18 protein-coding genes are annotated in these 19400 nt (G+C 34.9%); 6 read left to right on the top strand and 12 right to left on the bottom strand.

The features are described from left to right. From K2X50_08550 to K2X50_08560, 3 genes are all read right to left on the bottom strand, one after another. Positions 1–479: hypothetical protein (locus K2X50_08550; GenBank protein MBX9587292.1), on the bottom strand; the 479-nt coding region annotated here is incomplete at its 3' end. Continuing rightward, positions 476–1540 (bottom strand): pentapeptide repeat-containing protein, encoded by a 1065-nt coding sequence (locus K2X50_08555; GenBank protein ID MBX9587293.1) that lies wholly within the window; start codon positions 1538–1540, stop codon positions 476–478. The genes K2X50_08550 and K2X50_08555, both read right to left, overlap by 4 nt. Positions 1541–1646: 106 nt before the next feature. Further along, the gene (locus tag K2X50_08560; protein MBX9587294.1) at positions 1647–2486 is read right to left on the bottom strand and encodes a hypothetical protein; all 840 of its coding nucleotides are present in this window, start codon (positions 2484–2486) and stop codon (positions 1647–1649) included. A gap of 274 nt (positions 2487–2760) precedes the next feature. Between K2X50_08560 and K2X50_08565 the strand changes: the two genes are divergently transcribed. Beyond that, positions 2761–5940: a tetratricopeptide repeat protein gene (locus tag K2X50_08565; protein MBX9587295.1), complete on the top strand. Its 3180-nt coding sequence runs from the start codon at positions 2761–2763 to the stop codon at positions 5938–5940. A 15-nt stretch (positions 5941–5955) separates the two neighbouring features. Here the strand turns inward: K2X50_08565 and K2X50_08570 are convergent, their stop codons facing one another. The 7 genes from K2X50_08570 to K2X50_08600 form a co-directional block, all read right to left on the bottom strand. Then, the gene (locus K2X50_08570; protein MBX9587296.1) at positions 5956–6102 is read right to left on the bottom strand and encodes a LuxR C-terminal-related transcriptional regulator; all 147 of its coding nucleotides are present in this window, start codon (positions 6100–6102) and stop codon (positions 5956–5958) included. A gap of 294 nt (positions 6103–6396) precedes the next feature. After that, on the bottom strand, positions 6397–7164 hold the full coding sequence (locus K2X50_08575) for a TylF/MycF family methyltransferase (GenBank protein MBX9587297.1): 768 nt from the start codon (positions 7162–7164) through the stop codon (positions 6397–6399). A 42-nt stretch (positions 7165–7206) separates the two neighbouring features. Further along, the gene (locus K2X50_08580; GenBank protein MBX9587298.1) at positions 7207–7884 is read right to left on the bottom strand and encodes an HAD family hydrolase; all 678 of its coding nucleotides are present in this window, start codon (positions 7882–7884) and stop codon (positions 7207–7209) included. A gap of 12 nt (positions 7885–7896) precedes the next feature. Next, positions 7897–8709, bottom strand: a complete 813-nt coding sequence (locus tag K2X50_08585) for a TauD/TfdA family dioxygenase (GenBank protein ID MBX9587299.1) — start codon at positions 8707–8709, stop codon at positions 7897–7899. A gap of 34 nt (positions 8710–8743) precedes the next feature. Beyond that, on the bottom strand, positions 8744–9373 hold the full coding sequence (gene udk, locus K2X50_08590) for a uridine kinase (protein ID MBX9587300.1): 630 nt from the start codon (positions 9371–9373) through the stop codon (positions 8744–8746). A gap of 22 nt (positions 9374–9395) precedes the next feature. After that, positions 9396–10145: a hypothetical protein gene (locus tag K2X50_08595; GenBank protein ID MBX9587301.1), complete on the bottom strand. Its 750-nt coding sequence runs from the start codon at positions 10143–10145 to the stop codon at positions 9396–9398. Between the two features lie 76 nt (positions 10146–10221). After that, a complete protein-coding gene (locus K2X50_08600) occupies positions 10222–10890 on the bottom strand; it encodes a YqcI/YcgG family protein (protein MBX9587302.1) in 669 nt (222 codons plus the stop codon). Positions 10891–11199: 309 nt separating this feature from the next. On the opposite strand from K2X50_08600, the gene K2X50_08605 reads away from it, so the two are divergent. The 5 genes from K2X50_08605 to K2X50_08625 all read left to right on the top strand — a co-directional run bounded on the left by K2X50_08605 (position 11200) and on the right by K2X50_08625 (position 17525). Next, positions 11200–12024, top strand: a complete 825-nt coding sequence (locus tag K2X50_08605) for a helix-turn-helix domain-containing protein (GenBank protein MBX9587303.1) — start codon at positions 11200–11202, stop codon at positions 12022–12024. 24 nt (positions 12025–12048) lie between these two features. Then, a complete protein-coding gene (locus tag K2X50_08610; protein MBX9587304.1) occupies positions 12049–15120 on the top strand; it encodes an AMP-binding protein in 3072 nt (1023 codons plus the stop codon). Continuing rightward, complete coding sequence (locus K2X50_08615) at positions 15117–15854, top strand: helix-turn-helix transcriptional regulator (protein ID MBX9587305.1); 738 nt, start codon at positions 15117–15119, stop codon at positions 15852–15854. The genes K2X50_08610 and K2X50_08615 overlap by 4 nt, the downstream gene beginning before the upstream one ends. Before the next feature lie 77 nt (positions 15855–15931). Further along, positions 15932–16774, top strand: a complete 843-nt coding sequence (locus K2X50_08620; protein MBX9587306.1) for a DUF692 domain-containing protein — start codon at positions 15932–15934, stop codon at positions 16772–16774. Beyond that, positions 16761–17525 carry a DNA-binding domain-containing protein gene (locus K2X50_08625; protein MBX9587307.1) on the top strand — a complete coding sequence of 255 codons (765 nt, stop codon included), beginning with the start codon at positions 16761–16763 and terminating at the stop codon, positions 17523–17525. The genes K2X50_08620 and K2X50_08625 overlap by 14 nt, the downstream gene beginning before the upstream one ends. Here the strand turns inward: K2X50_08625 and K2X50_08630 are convergent. Beyond that, positions 17502–18008, bottom strand: coding sequence for a DUF192 domain-containing protein (locus K2X50_08630; protein MBX9587308.1), 507 nt, complete (start codon positions 18006–18008; stop codon positions 17502–17504). The genes K2X50_08625 and K2X50_08630 overlap by 24 nt on opposite strands. 33 nt (positions 18009–18041) lie before the next feature. Then, on the bottom strand, positions 18042–19388 hold the full coding sequence (locus tag K2X50_08635; protein ID MBX9587309.1) for a hypothetical protein: 1347 nt from the start codon (positions 19386–19388) through the stop codon (positions 18042–18044). Positions 19389–19400: the final 12 nt, after the last annotated feature.

Raw genomic sequence — 19400 nt, forward strand, 5'->3', positions numbered from 1 at the left:
GGTTGCTCAATGATGATTTCAAGAGGAGGCTCTTTTACTGTTAATGTTCGTCCGGAGTTATGAAGCTGAGCATTTGAGTAAGATAAGTGTACAATGCTAGAAGATTCATTTATTTCGGAAGCAACACCAACCACATTACCCGTAATCGTGTTAGAGGGTACATAAGCACTCACTGTTTCTAAAATTTTCTCTAAGTGGGGCAGTAAATTAACTACGATTGTATCGTTATAATTTTTGATGCTGATCGTTCTGAGCTCTGAAAATAGAGCTAATTCTCGTCCTGAAGAGGTGTCGTATAAGTCTTTAAGGCTCAAAAATTCTTCGTAATCTACCGCTGAAAGATCAATTTGTTGAGAGAGTATATCACTATGCTCATATTTTTTTTTTAACGAACTCAATAACGCTCTCTCATTTTCATCAAGTGATGAAGAAGAAGACCCTTCTTCATCAAAAATTTCATTAGAAGGCTGTTTCTTCACAATTTGATATCCTTTTTGTTAATGCAACATGTTTCGTCATGAAAACTGAGCTCACTTTGCAAAGATATGGCCTTCCTTAAGGTGCTTAAATATTTAAAAAACCTGTCGAATTTTTTATTTGATAATAGCGCTGCGAACTGCTCACGTGCGTTAGGATCGTCATCCAATTTTTTATATAATGACTGGTACTCAAAGAACATGCATTTTAAAAAAAGTGTTTTTTCTTGTTTTTTCTTTACCTTGGGGTGTGTTGTAGGGGTTAAAAATTTAAACCGCGCAGTTGCTAGCTGTTTGGGTTTTAAAAATAAACTATCTAAGACCCTTGTTCCTTCTAGGTTAGCGCCATATATAATAGAATCTCTGAAATTAGTACGTTGTAAATCACGATTAGAAAAGTCAGTAAAAGAGAAATCAAGCCCTTCAAACTGAGCGCCACTCAAATCATAATCCACATTGAGGTGTATACCTGTTTCTCTAATGTACATATTGAATGATTTGTATGGTCTACTTGGATCTTGACGATAATTATTGATTGTATCTTTTCCGAATTCTTTTGTATTGCAATTAGAGGAGTGAGGTACGAATTTTCCTGTCGGTGATTTTAGAGATGATCTCGATTGAAAATCGGAGTTTAGGGGTTGCTTATTCACTAGCATTGTCTGAACATTCTCAGAACATCCCGTCATCCCAAAAAAATTCTGTTGAGTTCCGATGTGCACTACCTGCTGCTGGATATATTGTGTTGGCTGCTGATTTACTTGCTGATTAATCGTACTAATTTGCAGGCCGACTCGCTGAGATCGTGAGAGCACAATGTCGATGGCCGTCACTTTCTCTTCTACTTCTCTGGGGCCAAGCGATAAAACCTCATCTACCAACTGGCTCTCGGGCAAATCCGTTTGCATTAATTTTACCATGTTCATAAAAAACGCGATTTGATCCTGCGACAACTCGGATAATTGAGAAGCATCATTCACATTGATCGTTAACCACGATTGGTTGAGCAGAAATTTATCGATCAGCTTAGTGAACCATTCTGGTAATACTGGATTCTTTTGCATCAATTTCTCCCCTTAATTGCAGTGATAATGTGCGCGTTGAACACTGCGTTAATTAATTCTTTATAGTCGTTCAAAAATGCTCGCTATCAATGTATTCTAACCGGTATTAGCTTGCGATTTCACTTTTCAATAAGTCGAAGCCGTCTTGTATTAGAATCCGTACGATGTCTTCTTTGCGATCGCATCCCAATTTGTTTTTAATGCTTTGAAAATTAGCTTCAACCGTCCTTTTTGAGATGTTCATTTTTAATCCTGTTTCTTCTGCAGTATATCGATTAACATAATTTATAACACAGACAACCTCTTGTCTTGATAATTTTGTCCCATAATATCCTTCAGACTTCAGTCTATATTTTCTGATGGGCATTTCCTTAATCAATCTCAATCGATTATTATCGTCATAGTAAGAGTTGAGTTCATTTTGTTTTTCAATCACAATTTTTTTTTGGGGTAACTTCACTTTTTCCTCTTCAGCCTTTTTAATCAACGACTCAGCTCTGTCCTCAAAATAAGTAATAAAGTGTTCAAGAATGTCACCGTGATTGAGATAAAAATTAATGATAGTAGGATTTTCTTGAATAGTAGAAAAAAAGTAATAGTCAGTGTAATCTTTTCGTGTTTTGATATATGTCACACCATGATCGCTATTATAGCGTTCTTTAGCTAAATCAAATACAAGCAAATTTCTGTCTTTTGGCCAAATTACACTACACGACTTATAATCATTCGGAGGGTTTGTAATGAACTGTCGATATAATTCATTGCCGTAATAATCTTCAACCCACCCCTCAATATTAGATAAGTAGATCTGATATCCGTTAACATAATTTCGCATAAAAGTGAGATAATTTATCCCAACCCTTTTCAAGGGAGACATGATTGAATCCATATCTGCAGCAGAACGCAAAAAAATATGGCTTTTTGGAAGCAATATACTTTCAGACATTGTTAACCTATTAATGTTTACGAAGTAAATTTGCTAATACATTGTAAATATCATTGTGACCTAGTAGATTTCGTCAATAAACAATGAATTCCTTTGTAGTTTAGTATCGGCGTCAAGAATAAAAGATTGTTTACTGAAGATCAATATGTATGTTTCAATTAATTGTAGTGATTGGTTGACATCTTAAGTTTATTTATTTTAACAGGCTATTAAGGTTTTATACTTTTTTACGAAAAAATTCCCGCGTTAACTTAGTAATCAACAGGAGCGATTGATGCAAAAGAATCCAGTATTACCAGAATGGTTCACTAAGCTGATCGATAAATTTCACCTCAATCAATCGTGGTTAACGATTAATGTTAGTGATGTTTCTCAATTATCGGAATTATCGAAGGATCAAATCGCATTTTTCATGAGCATGGTAAAATTAATGCGCTCTGATTTACCTGAGAGTCAGCTAGCGGATGAGATATTGTCGCTTGGTCCACGAGAAGTGGAAGAGAAAGTGACTGCGATCGATGTTGTGATATCACGCCCTCAGCAAGTGGGTCTTCAAGTTAGTACTATTAATCAGCAAGTGAATCTGAATTCGACTGAGCAAGTTCAAACAAAGATAGTACATGTCGGTGTACAGAATAATTTTTTTAGTGCCACCCAATTTTCTAACATGTCTTCAACAACTCTCAAATCGGACGGACCGTTCCGTGGTTGTTTCGGATTACCTCGAGAATTTGAGAATTTTACGGGACGATCGGAAGATTTATTATCGCTTTCTGAGCATTCAAAAAATATTGTGACTGGTACAGGAGGTGTCGGGAAGACGCAGCTTGTTTTGTATTATGCACACCATAAACTGAAGGAGTATCGAGAAAGCCAGGGTAAAACTGGATTCCGCTCGATCATTTGGTTGATAGCAGGTACTGATGAGGGGGTTGATAATTCAGGGTTTATGTCTGAACAATTTTGTCGTCTTGGCGAGCAGTTAGGGTTTAATGCCAAACAATTAAATACAGATGAATTAGTGCCTCTCGTATATCAACGGTTGGAAAAAGAACAGGGTCCTTATTTAGTTGTGTTTGATAATGCTCATAATTTGCTCAGTATTGATACTTATTTGCCTCCGTCCTCAGTGCCAGCTATCATTACGACGCGTAATAGTCATCTAGGGGATTGGGATCCGACGATATTTAATTTAATTTCATTGGGGGTTTTTAGTGAATCTGATTCTCTGAAGTATATTGTAAGAATTTTAGGCGCTAATTATGCGTTTTTATATGTTGAAGAACAGGCTAAATCACTTGCGAAAGCACTAGGTAATTTTCCCCTGGCATTAACACAAGCATTAGCGTTCATTATAAGCCAGCGTATGGCTATAAAAAATTATTTGGAAGAATTTGAACAAGAAAAAAAACTGTATTTAAGTGAGCCACCCTGGCAAGGCGATCCGTACCAAAAAGAAAAGAATTCTTCTAATGACAGATATCGAGCAGTTGCTGGGCAGGAACATAATGCGCAAAAAGCAACTGTGTGGACTGTGATACAATTATCACTACGAGAAATAACTGATTTAAACGCAATTCAGATTCTTAAGGTTTGCGCATTCATGGCTCCTGAAGCCCCTATCGATATTCAGTTATTAGCAAATTGGACAGTAAGTACCATAGAGTGTAGATCAGCTCTGACTGCTCTGCATCGTTATAGCTTGATAGAAACCATGGAATTATCTGATATAAATTTTGTGGATAAAACTCCCATAAGAAATGTTCTAAGTTCTGGAAGTGCTCGTATTCATCAGCTTGTTCAAGAAATCGTGAGGTTGTCGGATGATAGTGCTACGCAAAAACTGATTTTAGAAAAATTAGTTGCATGTATTTGCAGATATTATGAAATTGATACGTACCCTAGAGAGAATGAGCTGCGACATGAAATACTCTACCCTCATATTTTAGAAGTAATTAAAAATCTTGAAGTATTAAATGGGTCCCAATATTTCCGTAAACAAATTGCAATGCTTAATTTTTATCTTGGAAATATATATCTTTTTTTGGGGAATCATGAGTTGGCATTGAGAGTATACTTATCTGCTGAAGAAAGCTTTAAGTTCCTTGGTGACAAAAAATTGATCGCGGAAGTTCTTACTCAATTAGGCGCTGCATATATAAGACTCGATAAATATAAGGATGCGGTATTAAAATTAGAAGAGGCTCGGAGAATAAAAGAAGAAATATATGAGCCAAATCACTTGGAATTAGCCGGCACACTCTGTCGACTCGGAGTTGTAGCTAGGTATTTAGGTGATGCGACGGAATCAATTAAAATTTTACAACATGCATTAGCAATTCGTTTAAAACATCTATCGTCTGATCACGTAGAAGTAGCAGCAACCAAGATGAGTCTAGGTAACGCATACATGATACTGAATGAGTTTGAGTGCGCCGTAGAGTATTTGACTCAGGCCTTATCAATTGAAGAACAAGCTTACGGGGGGGAACACCCTGCAGTCGCTGGGACGCTCGCAAATCTTGGTGTCGCGTATTTACATCTCAAAAGATACGATGAATCTAGGCAGATATTGGAAAGAGCTCTGAAAATAGAAGAGCGTGCATACGGCTATGAGCATGGAAACACTGCGAAGACTCGTGCTCATAGGGCTACAGTTTTAGGGATAATGGACCATATAGAAGAAGCCTGTGCAGAATACAAAATATCAATACGAGTTCTTAAACAAAAATTTGGCCTTAATAATGATTTTGCTTTCAATACTATCGGTTTTTGGATGCGATTAGAAACAAAATTAATAGTAGAAGGTGATAAAATACCCACTGCCATTGATTGGCTAGAGTTGGCTGATAATTGCTTTTATGTGGGCCTTATTTCAATTTCTCTACAGCTTGCTGATCAGGCTTTGGATTGTGAATTTTCAATAGAAGCTCTTTTATTAAGAGTTAAATGTCAATCGTGTCTATGTGATTTTCAAAATGCATCCGATACAGTTTCGTTGATTCAGAAATTAGGAGATAGAAGAGATGCCAGAATTGCAGTATCGTTGGCTGAGATAAAAAAATTCCAACTTGATGCGGCTCTAAGGCAGGCAGAAATCATTGCCTTTCAGTCACAACATGAGCTGAATGATAAAGATACAATTAAAATGGCATTAAACCTGCGGCTACTTCATCAATATGAAAAGGCGCTATCTGTGTTGGATAGAGTAATGATGAATTGTGATGATGTTGATTTATTGGCCCCTGCTAAATTCATTCAAGCGGAGTGTTATTATTACATGCAACGCTATGGTGATGCTCAAGAAAGCGCGGAGACGAGTAATCAATTAAAAGAACATGATAAAGTAAAGGAATTGCTCCGAAAAATTAAAGTAGCAGTATTTGTTCACTCAAATCTAGATGCATTATTTGCACACTTAGCCAATAGTCCACCTAGAACAATGATTTTTTAAGTTAAACATAAAAAATTAACCTTCAATTCTATAGCAAGATAAAAATATACTCAGCAATTCAATATTGCTATTGATGTCAAATTTTTCTTTGATTTTCATAATGTGATATTCAACGCTACGATTTGAAAAGTTTAAAACCCTCGCGATTTCTTTCGCTGACATAATTAACTTCTAATGTTATTTGGGTAATCTCCTAGGTTACAGTTTATTTGTAATATATTGCTTTCCTAAAATCAGCATAAGCTGAATTATGAATGAAGTGGTACGAGTCTTAAACAGAGTATATTAGGTTCAAAAAACCACCGTATAAAATACGCAAACGACGAACATAATTCACATGATTAAATTAACATATTTATTATAATTATATATTTCATGCTGAGGATAAAGCCATGCGAGATAGCAAAACAATAGGTGAGATTCTTGGGGCGATAACATCAAGTTTGAACGAATAAGTTAGTCAATCTCGTTTTCTTTAATCCAATATGAGCTTTGCCAATCTATATGGACTATCTTTTCTTTTATATTATGTATTTTACGATAATAATCTGTGGCCTTTTTTTCATCACAAATGTCTAATCTATAATCATCTAAAACCACATAACCACCTATAGACAATTTAGGATATAATTGTTCCAAAGTCGTAAGTGTTGACTCATAAAAATCGCAATCTATTCTCAATATAGATAATGATTTTATTTTATCTGTTGGTAGAGTATCTTTAAACCACCCTTTCAAGAAAATAACGTTATCAAACAGCAAATTGTATCGCGTGAAATTATCTCTAACGGTCTCTTCTGATATAAAAAGCCTATTCACATCCTCAACATTAGAATTATAATACATTTCTTTATCTAACTCTGTGTCAGGTATTGGTAATCCACAATAAGAATCTGCTAAAAACAATTTTTTATCTAATCTTCCTAATATGTATAGTATAGCCTGCATATATATGGCACATCCACCTCTCCATACGCCACATTCAATTATATCACCATCGACCTTATTGTTTATGGTATTGAAAATAAACTGAAACATACTATCAAGGCGAGTAATGGTACACATTGAAAGCGCCCTGCCATGCCAGACATGTTGAAACACACGATCTGAAAAAGCGTCTTCCTTATTTTGCGTATCAACAACACCCTTGTCACAGCGTGTATTGAGTAAATCTAATACGCTGTTCTTGATGAGTTCCAGATAATCTAACTGAAATTGATTCACTATAATGTATCCATTTTTTATAAGCGTACAAAAAAGATTCGATTAGCAAGGTTTCTCCAGCAGATCTATATAATCTAATACTTGAATAATATCATATAAAGCTTCGTAATAACCTAGATCATTAAAAGCGTTAAGGGTTGTATTCCCCGTCAGAATAGGCAGAAAGTCGACCTTAGAGTATGTTGCTACTTTAGCATCAACAATGTTATCGCCCACATATAATATATTCTCTGCAGGTACATTCATATGCTGTATAATCTTGTTCATACCTTCGGTGTTTGGCTTATGCTTTAACACATCTTCTCCCCCTATAATACAATCGACAAAATGTAAGAGATCATTATCTTCTAAAACTTGACTAATTGTTTCTCTGAGCTTGGTTGATAAAATAGCCACTTTGATTTGGCTATTCTTTAATGATGAAAACAATACCCCAACATTGTTATAGACTACCGTACTTTTCCGCATTACTCTACTTGACATAGTTAAAAAATGTTTGACAAATTCAGGTATTTTATCATCTGTTTCACTACTATGTAACGTATTAAATGTACTAGCAAGATCAAGCCCTATAGTGTTTATAATATCTTCTTTGGGCGGAATCTTTAAGTTTAAAAATCTTGAAGCATATTGAATAGACTTAACTATCCCCTTAGAGGAATCAGCTAAGGTAAAATCAAAGTCAAAAATTACTAACTCTTTGGTCATCTTACTAAGCATGCCATATAACCCTTAGTATGTAACGTCACCGATGATACTAGTTCTATAGAGCAGCCTTTGAAGCTCGATAGGCGTATGAGTACCTCGATGTATAAGTGATGCATTATCCCATATTAGTAAATCTCCTTCTAGCCACTTATGAGTATATATGAATTTCTCCTGCACTGAGTGGTCATTCAGTTGAGTTAATAAACTACGGTTTTCGTGTATATCATCCCCAATTATCTCCTTTATCGTCAGTTGGTTTAGGTAAAGGCTCTTCTTATTATTATGCGGATGTATTCTCACAATGGGGTGAACAACCTCTGGAAAAAATTCATCTAGATTGTCCTCGTATTTATTATTCCTTAATTCTTTAAATTGATGGCCGAAAGAGTGTATTGCTTTCAAACCAGCGATTTTATTCTTAACACTATCTGATAAACTGTTATAGGCAGCTCTCATATCTGAAAACATTGTGTCTCCCCCAATAGCGGGTCTTATTTTAGAATGGAGTATCGTATATTTTGATGGTCGACTTAAGAATGAATTGTCAGTATGCCAAATTTGGGCTGAACTTTTATAATCATAATTTTTTAATCCAATATTTGAAATCATATGCACATGCTCATTTTCTTGGCTGCGATCCTTCTTATCCCAAGTTATTTCCAGGTCACCAAACATTGAAGATACTTTTATCAAATCGGATTGAGATAAACACTGATTTCGAAATACTAAAATGTGATAATCATCCAGCAATTTTGTAAACATGCTTGCAAATCGTTCAGCTTCACTATTTAATAAATTACATCCTTTAATCTCTATGCAGTACCCAGATCCTAACATACTGCTTCTATATGGAAGCTTCGGTTTTGTACATTTAACATCCATAGATCAAATTCGTGTGAATAGCGACTACCTTGCTTTTAAGCTGAGTTACATTATCGTGAAAATGAGAATCCGATACTACAAAGTCTGCAATGTCTTTATAAGGCGACACATAATTCTCAAACATAGGCTTAATTTTGGACTCGTATCGACTTAACCCATATTCGACTACGTCAATTCCTCTGCATTTTAAATCTCGATTTAACCTGCGGGATAAGCATATATCTAACGGGGTATCAATATATACTTTAATTGTAAACATCTTCGCCAACAAGGAATTCGTCATCAGTAACAAACCATCAACAAGTATGATTGGATTCGGCATAATTTTTTCAGCTTCTTCCACTCTCAACAATGTTGAAAAATCAAACTTTGGGCTTAAGATTGGAGTTTTTTCACAATACAGTTGTTTTAATTGCGTTATAAGTAATGTATGGTCTAGAGAGCTTGGGTGATCATAATCAATGTTTCTTCTTTCCTCATATGAAAGCTGATTAGAATTATGATAATAATTATCTTCTTTCAAACATGAACACCCAACTTCATTTAATTGTGTTGCCAGAAGGTCCAGGAAAGTTGATTTTCCTGAACCACTGGCGCCGTAAATGGCTACCATAACCATACTAATAGCTCACAATTTACATCTAATTATTCAGTCCAAAACCTGATTGATGATCATGTTGATGCTGATCCTGAGGAGTTTTGCTGCTATGACTAGAAGCAAGTATTGGAGAATCATGACGTATGGAAGCTGTTGAAGTACTGCTTTGTGCAAGTGATCTAATCATCTTAACCTTTTCAATTAATCGCGGATCAGAATTAACCAATAACTGCATAGGTTCATCACGTTCAAACTGTGTAGTTAAGTACCGAATCATACCAGGAAAGACAAAATCAGTTGCAGCTATTGGTAAAGGTGCCTTGATTTCCATCGATGTTATTTTCTCTACCGCTTCTTTCAAATCTTCGACAACCACAACACTAGGATTTTTAACAAATGGATGAGTCCACCCCACAAGATCTTGCCCCAAACATTCTACCTTCTTTGGTTTATAATGAGTTCCAGTAGGAGTCCAGCTTACAACTGGAACAGCTTTAAAGTTTGCGAAAGCCATTTCGTATCCAACACCTATCCCTCTTCTTTCCCTGCAGTCCGCTAATACGCAATCACTCAGATAAACTTGCAGCATATCACGACCAAACAAAGATAACTCATCTGATAAATCATCTGTTCGATGTGCGGGATTTAGAAAGCCTACTGTAACATCTTTTTCAGCCATCAGAGTCCTTAGTTGTTCTAAATGAAAATCGGTCCAATAAGAATTCTCTTCAGCAGAATTGCTTTTTTTAATACTACCTGACATATACAGAAATATCGATCTAGCTTTTTTCATATATTACTCCTTTCAAAATAAATAATAATATGCTCGATTATATTCATAATCGGGCTTGCCAAAAACAATTAAACTATCAATCTACCCACCAATCAACCACAGGATCTTGTAGCTTTGCTGGTGTGATATACCGAGGCGCCTCATTAGGAGATTCAAAGATGTCTTCTCTAAAGTAAGTTCGCCCCGTCTCATTAAAGTGCTCTCTAATACTGTTACGAAGCTCAGGATTACTACCACGAGAAATACCATGTTTGGCAAATGAAAACTCGGGTTGAAACAATATATATACTTTATTCGAGTCTGAAGCATTTCTTGAGTGATTTTCATCATAACAAGGAGCAAATGCTTTCACGAATAACCGCATATTTAAAAACGTGAATTGCCACTTCTTATCATTTACCTTTTTAGCGAGTGAATTGCCTTTTGAAGGGTCATTTTGGGATAATATAGATAATGCTTCCTTTGTGGTCTCAGCTAAGCTTTCTACTGAAGTACCGTATTCTGGTGGCATTGCGATGATGTATCCATCTAAATCTTTCTGATCCGCACTCTGAATAAACATTTCTAATGAAGGAATAATACTTAAGAGATTTTCCGTCAAACTTAAATGATTATTCCATTCAGGGCTGCCCCAGATTTTAGCTTTGGGAGCAAATGGACATCCTTGCATTTGAACTTTCTTAAATTCCTCCAAACAACCCGCATCCCCCGGGTCAAAACTAGCCTTATCACAAACAGCGTTCATAGAAACCTCCTTGGTTAGAAACTTGTATTTTACACAAAAATGCTTTTTCGTCAACTCGACTTTAATTTCGACATTGACACAAAGGGTACGTACACGAAATTAAAGCGCGATCTCGTTTTGTTCTCGCATGATAACTTGTGAATTCCAATCTGTAGATCTACTCATTGAATTAATATTGAAAATATAACTCTGTTTCTATGTTAATTTTTTTTCTTTACAGATCTTCAAGCATATGTTATTAATCAAAATACTAATTTACTCATTATTTTTCACAATAGTTAGAAATTTGATTGTGAGAGGAGAGTTAAGATGAGCAAAAGTTCAGGGGTGAATTTAAGCAAGAATATAGCTATAAATCACAGCAGTATTGTTTCTGAAATATGTGAATCATTAAGTAAAGATTTACAATTAACCTATTTCAATTATGTAAAACTCTATCCTGATGGTAAAAGAGCTCTTTTAACCAATCGACCCGAATGGCTGGAAGTGTTTTATGCGAATGAGTTGTACAAACTTCCAGAAGTAAAAACAATAGAAAATCATCAGATTGGAGACTATCAACTTTGGGCAACTTATAGTGATCAATCTTCATTCGAAATTGCTAGTCAAGAACATAATATAGCAAACGGGATAACAATATCGATATCATTGCCTAATAATATCACTGAGCTATATTACTTTGGAACAACTCGTAATAATTACCATATGCAAAATGTGTATCTTAACAACATTGATTCACTAGAGAGCTTTATTCGATATTTTAAAAACACAGGTGAAAAAATCATTGCACTCGCTGAATCTAATCTAATTGTTACTGAGCCAGAACCAAAGATCGAATTATTAGATATGGCATATATCAATGAAAAAATTGAAGAATTCATGAGCGAGTGCAAGGTGTCAAGTTATACTATTAATGCTAATGGTGTGAAGACGAAAATTACAAAAAATGAAGCGCAGTTCATTCGAGAGCTCGCCACAAACTTGTCTATCAGTGAAATTGCGCTACGGCTAAACAAATCAAAAAGAACAGCTGATGACTACGTGGAAAGGATAAAAGATAAATTTATGAGTGATAATATATCTCAACTAAGAAAAATAATCGCTCAAAATAAACTTGGAGATAAGTTGTATTAAATTATACAGCTAATGAGTGATAAAATGCGACTAGCTGATTTAAAATTAGGATGCAATAATAATTTGCTTAATCATATATTAAAGTACTCAAAAATTTCACCTGACAAGACTGCGTTAACTTTCATTGATGACAACAACGAAATTTCTTATACATATGATGAACTATATAAAAATATATGTGAACTCTCAGATAAATTGAAATTATATGGTCTTAGTGATTCTACGGCTATTCTTGCATTTAAACCATCAATTGAGTTTGTCATAGCCTATCTAGCATGTATCAAAGAAAAAATATTGGTTGGAGTTTGCCCAGCAATATCTACAAATAATATGATAAACGTAAACAAATATATTGATTTTTTAACTCAGGAGCTAAAGACAAGCATCATTATCGTTAATAATGATTCAAAAGACTACATCAACTTGTCGAATGTTAATTTGATAATTTTAAATGATCTTATCTCAAATTACAATCGGAAAACTCTCGGCGCTGTAGATATAAATGTGACGGAAGACCAGAATATTCATATATTATACACGTCTGGATCAACCTCAAAACCAAAAGGTGTTATAGCTACAGAAAGCCAATTGCTATACAACATTAATTACACATCAAAGGTTTGGGGTTTCGATGAGTTAAGTACCAGCCTAACTATCGGTAATCATTATCATGCTGCAACTATTGTAGCAGGTATTTTGTTACCATTAGTAAAAGGTGGGAGATGCATTATAATGCCAACTCAGTCCGTTTTAGATGACTCATCACAATGGTTGCGGGTAATTTCTAAATACGGAGTAACACATGCTGGCGGCCCCCCTTATTTATATAAACTGTGCATCGATAATATAAAGCTTTTATCAACGGATTCAACTCTGAAAAAATGGAAGGTTGCGTTTATCGGTAGTGAGGTTGTTTCTTACTCATTAATAAAGAAATTTTCAACTTTATACAGTAAATATGGTTTTGATTACAATAATTTCTGTGTTAGTTATGGGATGACAGAAAGTAATGGATTAATATGTAGCACACCTCGCGACACACCACCTACTACGCAAAAAATTCGTATAAATAGAGGGTTAAAGACATTCATGGGTTGCGGAAAAGCATCCCATGGAACACACGTATTAATAGTGAATAATTCAAAGGTGCTTAAGGATAAACAGATTGGAAAGATATATGTCAATAGCAGTTCGATATTAACTGACTACCACAATAGGTCTGATTCACAATTTTTGTATTATCAATCAAAGCGTTATTTCGACACACAAGATTTGGGTTTTAAGAAGAATGGTGTGTTATATGTTATAGGTAGATCTGACAGGACTATAATAGTTAGCGGTCAAAATTATAATTTAGATGTCCTAGAGCAGGACATGCAATCAAATATTTGTCAAAAATACCATGTTATTAGCACTATTGCGAATTACAATGATTCTAAATTAGTTTTGATTTTAGTTTTCGATAAAGACAATGATATTGATATGATAGAATTATTTAATCAAGTCAGGATGTATTTGTTTACGTTTTATAGTGGTATAATAATCTCCGATATATACGTTATCCTCCATGATGATTTACCCTACTCACAAAATAGAAAACTTCCAAAATTGAAAATTCTTTATATGATTAATGAGAAACATATTATTCCACTAAGACACTTCAGTATATCCACTCCAAGCTGTATAATTGAAAAAATCCTATTATTGTCAAATAAGGTAAGAAAAAATGAAACGCTCTCAGATAGCGAAGTTTTGTCTCTAAAAGAATTATTAACATTGGACTCTATTCATTACGCCAATCTTATATATCAGTTAGAAAACATTTTTAATTTACGGTTAAAACTTACAGATATACTGAGTGCCAAAACCATTGGTGACTTAATAATAAGTTTGGGTTTTGTTCCCTCAAAAAAACAAAGTGTTACTCTTCAAGCAAAGCCTTGTATAGTTAAGCCGCAATCGAATTATGATACTAAAATGCCAAGATTAGATGAGAAAGGATCAACGTGTAACATACTATTAACTGGTGCTTTAGGTTTTATTGGTTCCCACCTGCTAAAGTTTTTGAGTCAGAACAAAGATAATAATATTTACTGCTTAATTAGAGAAAATAAAAGAACCACGTTTTTTTGCTATTTTTGTAATTCCACTAAAATATGTAATTGCAAAAATGAGCTAGAAAAAAACAATGTTACATTAATTGCCGGGGATACTGAACTAAAGAATTTTGGAATGAGTATTAAAAAATGGAGAAATCTATGTAATAAAATTGATGTTATATTTCATATGTCAGAATATGTTAATCACTTTGAAAAATTTGACTCTCTGTGGGCTATATATTCAGCGTCGTTAGATAATGTGCTGCAATTTGCTTTTGCTTATAAACCTAAGAAATTAAACTACTTGTCCAGCTTGCCTGTTAATAATATATTAGAGCAAGTCACCACCTTTAATGAATTATTTGAAAGCCAACAGCTTAGGTGTAATTATTCAGGATACCTGCTTTGCAAGGCTGCTACAGAGTTAATTTTAAGAGACATATCTTCTAAGCACATTGCAATATCAATATTCCGTTTAGGCCAAGTTACATCTACTCTAGAAAAATTTGTGATTAATCAAAAAGATATATTCCATCAGTTGCTGCGATTGATTGCGATGACTGAAAATTTGCCATTATCTAGAGCATTATATGTCAACGCTATTCCAATTGATGTATTAGTGGAGAGTATAATTCTACAGAACTTACAACCTATTTATCACAATGAAAATTATTTTATATATAATATTTTCAACCCAGTAGAAAAAAATCTCAATCAATTATTCGATATAAATAATAACCCTACTAAAAAAGAAATTTCTTTTTTACAATGGATTTCTGAAGCGCAGAAACATTTAAAGCACTTTAATGAGCCTATACGTAGAGTTATTTCTGAGCTATTATCAAATGATAGTAACTCACCGATAAATTTTACAAAATATTTCATGACATATGCTGAATACCAAAATTCGTTATCGGTTATTGCGATGGGTGATGAGAAAGATGCTCTTAACATTTATGATATGTTGCTAACTAACATTAAGGATTATTTGCTATGAACACACTGAAGGAAAAGTGCAAAATACTAAAAGATAAGTTCGATATAGATTATTTTTGCTTAACAATGATAGATGATGATAATAGATCAATCATATCAAATATAGACGAGTTTGATGAGGTATATATTAGCGAAAAAATATTCAATTATGCTCCAGTATTTCAGCTGGAAAATTCACAGGATGATATCTATTACATTTGGGACCTAAAATTTGATTATGAGGCTTTTAACATTCTTTCTAAGATTTATGGTGTGAAATGTGGAATAGGAATACATTCCAAAATTTTGAGCTCTAATCATGTGTATTACTTTTTCTCAAATAGCGATGTACCCATTAAGTATTTATATTTATTACATATGAATGGTGTATTTTATAGATTTGTCAATTATATTTTAGAAGAAATTGATGATAATAACCTTCGATTTGGCAAGCTAAAAATATCGCCCGATCATAATATAGAGGATGGTGTTTCGATAGCCGTTGATAGCAGCGCACTAAATAACGGTCTTGGCGAAAAGTTTTCTTTTCAAACATCTACTGGGAGCATCATATTAACTCAAAGCGAGCTTGATATATTACGTCAGTATATTAAGGGATTATCAGCAAAGGAGATTTCAAGAGTTGTAAATAAATCTTATAGAACTGTTGAGGGCTATATTTCTCGATCTATGAGAAAATTGATGTGTGATTCAAAAAATCAGTTAATAATTAACTATTCAAGATATTTACTATGATGGTTATCGGTTCATGGAAAAAATATATCTAAGGTTGAATTGTATCATTTCTAAATTTTCGAAAAAGGCAAGTTTTTATGTGTCAGCTGATTGGAATTGGATTGAGGCACCCACATATCCGGCAAGTGCTGGAGGAATTACCGTCTGTGGGATGGTGGGAAATTCACAGTGAGAATTTTTTCCAGGCAGGCGGCCCTTCTTTAGAAAATTTACTTTCCATTCGAGAGCATTACCGATTAAGTCTACATGGGGTAGGGCTTTCATTAGGTTCGTCATCTGGGATTGATGAGCAGCATTTGAGTCGATTGAAAAATCTCATTCAGCAGTTAAACCCATTTCTTGTTTCAGAACATCTTTCGTGGAGTAGAGTAGGAAATCTTTTTTTACCTGATTTGCTTCCGATTCCTTATACAAAAGAGAGCTTGGAAGTTATTGCTCGTAATATAGATCAAGTTCAAAGTTATTTGGGTCGAGAAATATTAATAGAGAATCCGTCTTCATATCTTGAATTTGCATCATCAGAAATGGAGGAGGAGAGTTTTTTGATCACGTTGTGCCAGAAAACGGGTGCAAAAATTTTGTTGGATGTGAATAATATTTTTGTCTCTTGCTCAAATCATGGATGGGATATGAATAAGTATATCGATTCCGTGCCCCCTGATTTAGTGAGAGAAGTTCATTTGGCGGGCCATTCTATTAAATCCATAACACCAGATCAGAAGATACATATAGACACTCACGATACAACAGTTGATGGAGCAGTTTGGGCGCTATATGGTTATGCAATATCAAAATTTGGCGCTAAGCCAACATTATTAGAGTGGGATGCACAGATTCCATCGCTTGACACATTAATAAAAGAATCGAGGAAAGCATTGGATTATCTGCCACAGGAGGTAATGGCAATTGAAAACACTTGAGCAGATACAAAAAGATTTTTGCGATGCGATTCTGCACCAGAAATCCAGTGATTATCATTTTATTTCTTCATCGAATCCTATGGATCGTGTATCTATTTATAAAAACACGATTTTTGATGCTCTTCGAAAAGCGCTGGCGGTAACCTTCCCAGGTGTTTGGATCTTATTAGGAGAAGAATGCGCCGATAATCTTGCAAGAGCATTTTGCAGTATCGATGCTAATTTGCCTTTTTCAGGTTGTTTAGATGATTGGGGTGCTCAATTTCCTGATTTTATCTATCAACAAGAATCGCTTAAAAATTTATCGTATCTAAAAGACTTTGCAGAATATGAATGGCTTAAACATTTATCATACAGCGCAGCATCTGTTATGATGCTCGAGTCAGATGCATTAGTTAGTATTGCGGAAGAAAATGTTGAAGCACTTGCATTCACTTTGCACCCATCTGTTTTTACAATGATGAGCCCATTTGCTCTCGATGAAATAGTCGACATAATAGAAAATCCTGACAACGCCACTGTCAATTCTATTTCTAAGAAAACATACGCCCTAGTCGCCCGCCCGTATAATACCGTATTGACGTTTTGGGAGGGTGCTGATTTGTGGTTATTTATTGATACTCTATTGAAAGGAAAAAGTTTGGGAGAATCCTTTCAAGCAGTAAAAAATGAGTTCCAGGATTTTGACTTAACTAATGCCGTACATTTTTTGCTGCAGCAGAAACTTTTAATCTCTATTGAATATAATTAATTTATTTTTTGCATCAAGTTCTATTCTATCTCCAACTTTAATGTGTTGTTTGTTAAACCATCCAACATTAACTTCCAAAGCGTAAGGATATTCGCCCTTAGAGGCAGTGCTATGTTCGCGGAAAAAAGTTTTTTCAGGGCCCCAGTGCCAGTATTTGTCGATGTCAGAAAGCTTTTTCACGGGACGGTTGGGGTCCATTTTTTCAGGATAGGCCTTCATGTCGTAGATTTCTCTAATAGTAAAATTACTGTCGATGTAGGCTAAAGATAAGTCGATGAAAGTATTGAACATCCAAAAATTTAATTTTTGAGCAGGATGGTAAATAAATAGCATTCCACTATTTTCAGGCAGAGAAGTTCTTCCCATTAATCCCCATTCTCTTTCCGCAGAAGTTGCCGCCAATTCCACAGATAGGACTATTTTTTCCTCAGCGTAAGTAGCTATTGAGAGAAAAAAGAAAATCGTAAATAAAATTCGAGACACTGATTTCACCCTCTTATAAAATCTCCATAAATATTATATTGAATTTAGTTTTGAGTCAAATGGTGTTAAGGATACAAATTCTTCGAATTTTCCGTTGGGTTGTCGAGGGATGTCGCTGTGAAATGTGAGTTCGATATCGAAAGGATAACCGAGATTTTTTTTGATTAGCTTTGAGTAACGATTTTTTTGGTCTGGTGTTAATGGGTTGTCCACAACAAGTTTGCATTCTATTTTTTTCAGATCATGCTGAATCATTTGGAATTTCTTTACAGCTTTGGTGATATGACGATATTCTTCTCTTTCGCCAAGGTATGGAAATCGACTTTCGCCGTTAGGAAAAATAATGCGATTGCGTTTACGACCGCATATTTTTTTTATTGTAGGTAGAGCATCACGTCCACAAGGACAGGCGGTGTCCAGTTGGGCGTAGTCTCCAATGTCGTAACGAAGCAATGGTGTGGCGAAATTATGCAAACTAGTTAATATTATGCGACCTTCTTCGCCTAATGCACTTGGTTTATCGTCATCATTTAAAATTTCTATGATGACATTTTCTGATTGTACATGATAATTATGGTATTCTGGACATTGAATTGCAATTATTCCAAATTCTTCAGAACTGTAAATATCCGTGAATTTAACAGGGTAGTTTTTTGACATTGAGATAAGTTCTGGATCTACGGTTTCTCCTAAACTTCGAATTTCTAGAAGATTTTGCAGTAGAATTTTTTGATCGATAATTTCTTGCAATACAATTTTAAGTTGCGATGGATAACTTAAAAGATAATGAGGATTGATCATTTGAAGCCATTTGAGCTGGCTTTGTGTAGATGAAGCAATATTGAGAAAAAAGCCGGCACCAGTATTGATGATCCCTTCTGTTACACTTCCCCAGTGTTTGTTGGTTTCGCCCAGTGGTGGTAGCGCTTCATTGCGTTTTGCCCAACGAATGGCGGCCAAAGTTTTGCTAAAGTCGCGTTGATGCCACAAATGTTCTCGCATGGAGAGAGCTTGCCAGTAACAGGTGGTGTCAAAAGTCCCAATTAATCGTACAGCAACGCCCGTTGAACCCGATGTTACGATCGGATAAGTGAAATCGTCAGCTTGCAGGGCAGTACTTTTTAAGGTGGTGTCTTGACCCGATTGCAGTTGTTGACGTGATAAAATCGGGAGCGACGACAAAAATTCTTGAGTGAGTGGTTGTGAAGGTTGGTAATTAGAATGTTCAAGATATTCTCGGTAAAAAGGCACAGTATTAAATGTGTGGGTAATAATTTGTTCTAGTCGAGTGAGCTGCCGAGTCCGCATGTAATCTGGTGAATACCACTGTGATTTCTCGAGAGATTCGATAATGTTTTTTACAACAGTTGTTTTATCCATAGGTTAATTTAT

Source organism: Gammaproteobacteria bacterium (assembly GCA_019748175.1).
In the GTDB taxonomy this organism is placed as follows: domain Bacteria; phylum Pseudomonadota; class Gammaproteobacteria; order JAIEPX01; family JAIEPX01; genus JAIEPX01.

Coding starts and splice junctions, on each gene's coding strand:
- K2X50_08595 (MBX9587301.1), bottom strand. CDS start 10,145: ATGAAAAAAGCTAGATCGATATTTCTGTATATGTCAGGTAGTATTAAA.
- udk (MBX9587300.1), bottom strand. CDS start 9,373: ATGGTTATGGTAGCCATTTACGGCGCCAGTGGTTCAGGAAAATCAACT.
- K2X50_08565 (MBX9587295.1), top strand. CDS start 2,761: ATGCAAAAGAATCCAGTATTACCAGAATGGTTCACTAAGCTGATCGAT.
- K2X50_08620 (MBX9587306.1), top strand. CDS start 15,932: ATGTGTCAGCTGATTGGAATTGGATTGAGGCACCCACATATCCGGCAA.
- K2X50_08560 (MBX9587294.1), bottom strand. CDS start 2,486: ATGTCTGAAAGTATATTGCTTCCAAAAAGCCATATTTTTTTGCGTTCT.
- K2X50_08580 (MBX9587298.1), bottom strand. CDS start 7,884: ATGCTTAGTAAGATGACCAAAGAGTTAGTAATTTTTGACTTTGATTTT.
- K2X50_08615 (MBX9587305.1), top strand. CDS start 15,117: ATGAACACACTGAAGGAAAAGTGCAAAATACTAAAAGATAAGTTCGAT.
- K2X50_08635 (MBX9587309.1), bottom strand. CDS start 19,388: ATGGATAAAACAACTGTTGTAAAAAACATTATCGAATCTCTCGAGAAA.
- K2X50_08585 (MBX9587299.1), bottom strand. CDS start 8,709: ATGTTAGGATCTGGGTACTGCATAGAGATTAAAGGATGTAATTTATTA.
- K2X50_08570 (MBX9587296.1), bottom strand. CDS start 6,102: ATGTCAGCGAAAGAAATCGCGAGGGTTTTAAACTTTTCAAATCGTAGC.
- K2X50_08610 (MBX9587304.1), top strand. CDS start 12,049: ATGCGACTAGCTGATTTAAAATTAGGATGCAATAATAATTTGCTTAAT.
- K2X50_08605 (MBX9587303.1), top strand. CDS start 11,200: ATGAGCAAAAGTTCAGGGGTGAATTTAAGCAAGAATATAGCTATAAAT.
- K2X50_08600 (MBX9587302.1), bottom strand. CDS start 10,890: ATGAACGCTGTTTGTGATAAGGCTAGTTTTGACCCGGGGGATGCGGGT.
- K2X50_08555 (MBX9587293.1), bottom strand. CDS start 1,540: ATGCAAAAGAATCCAGTATTACCAGAATGGTTCACTAAGCTGATCGAT.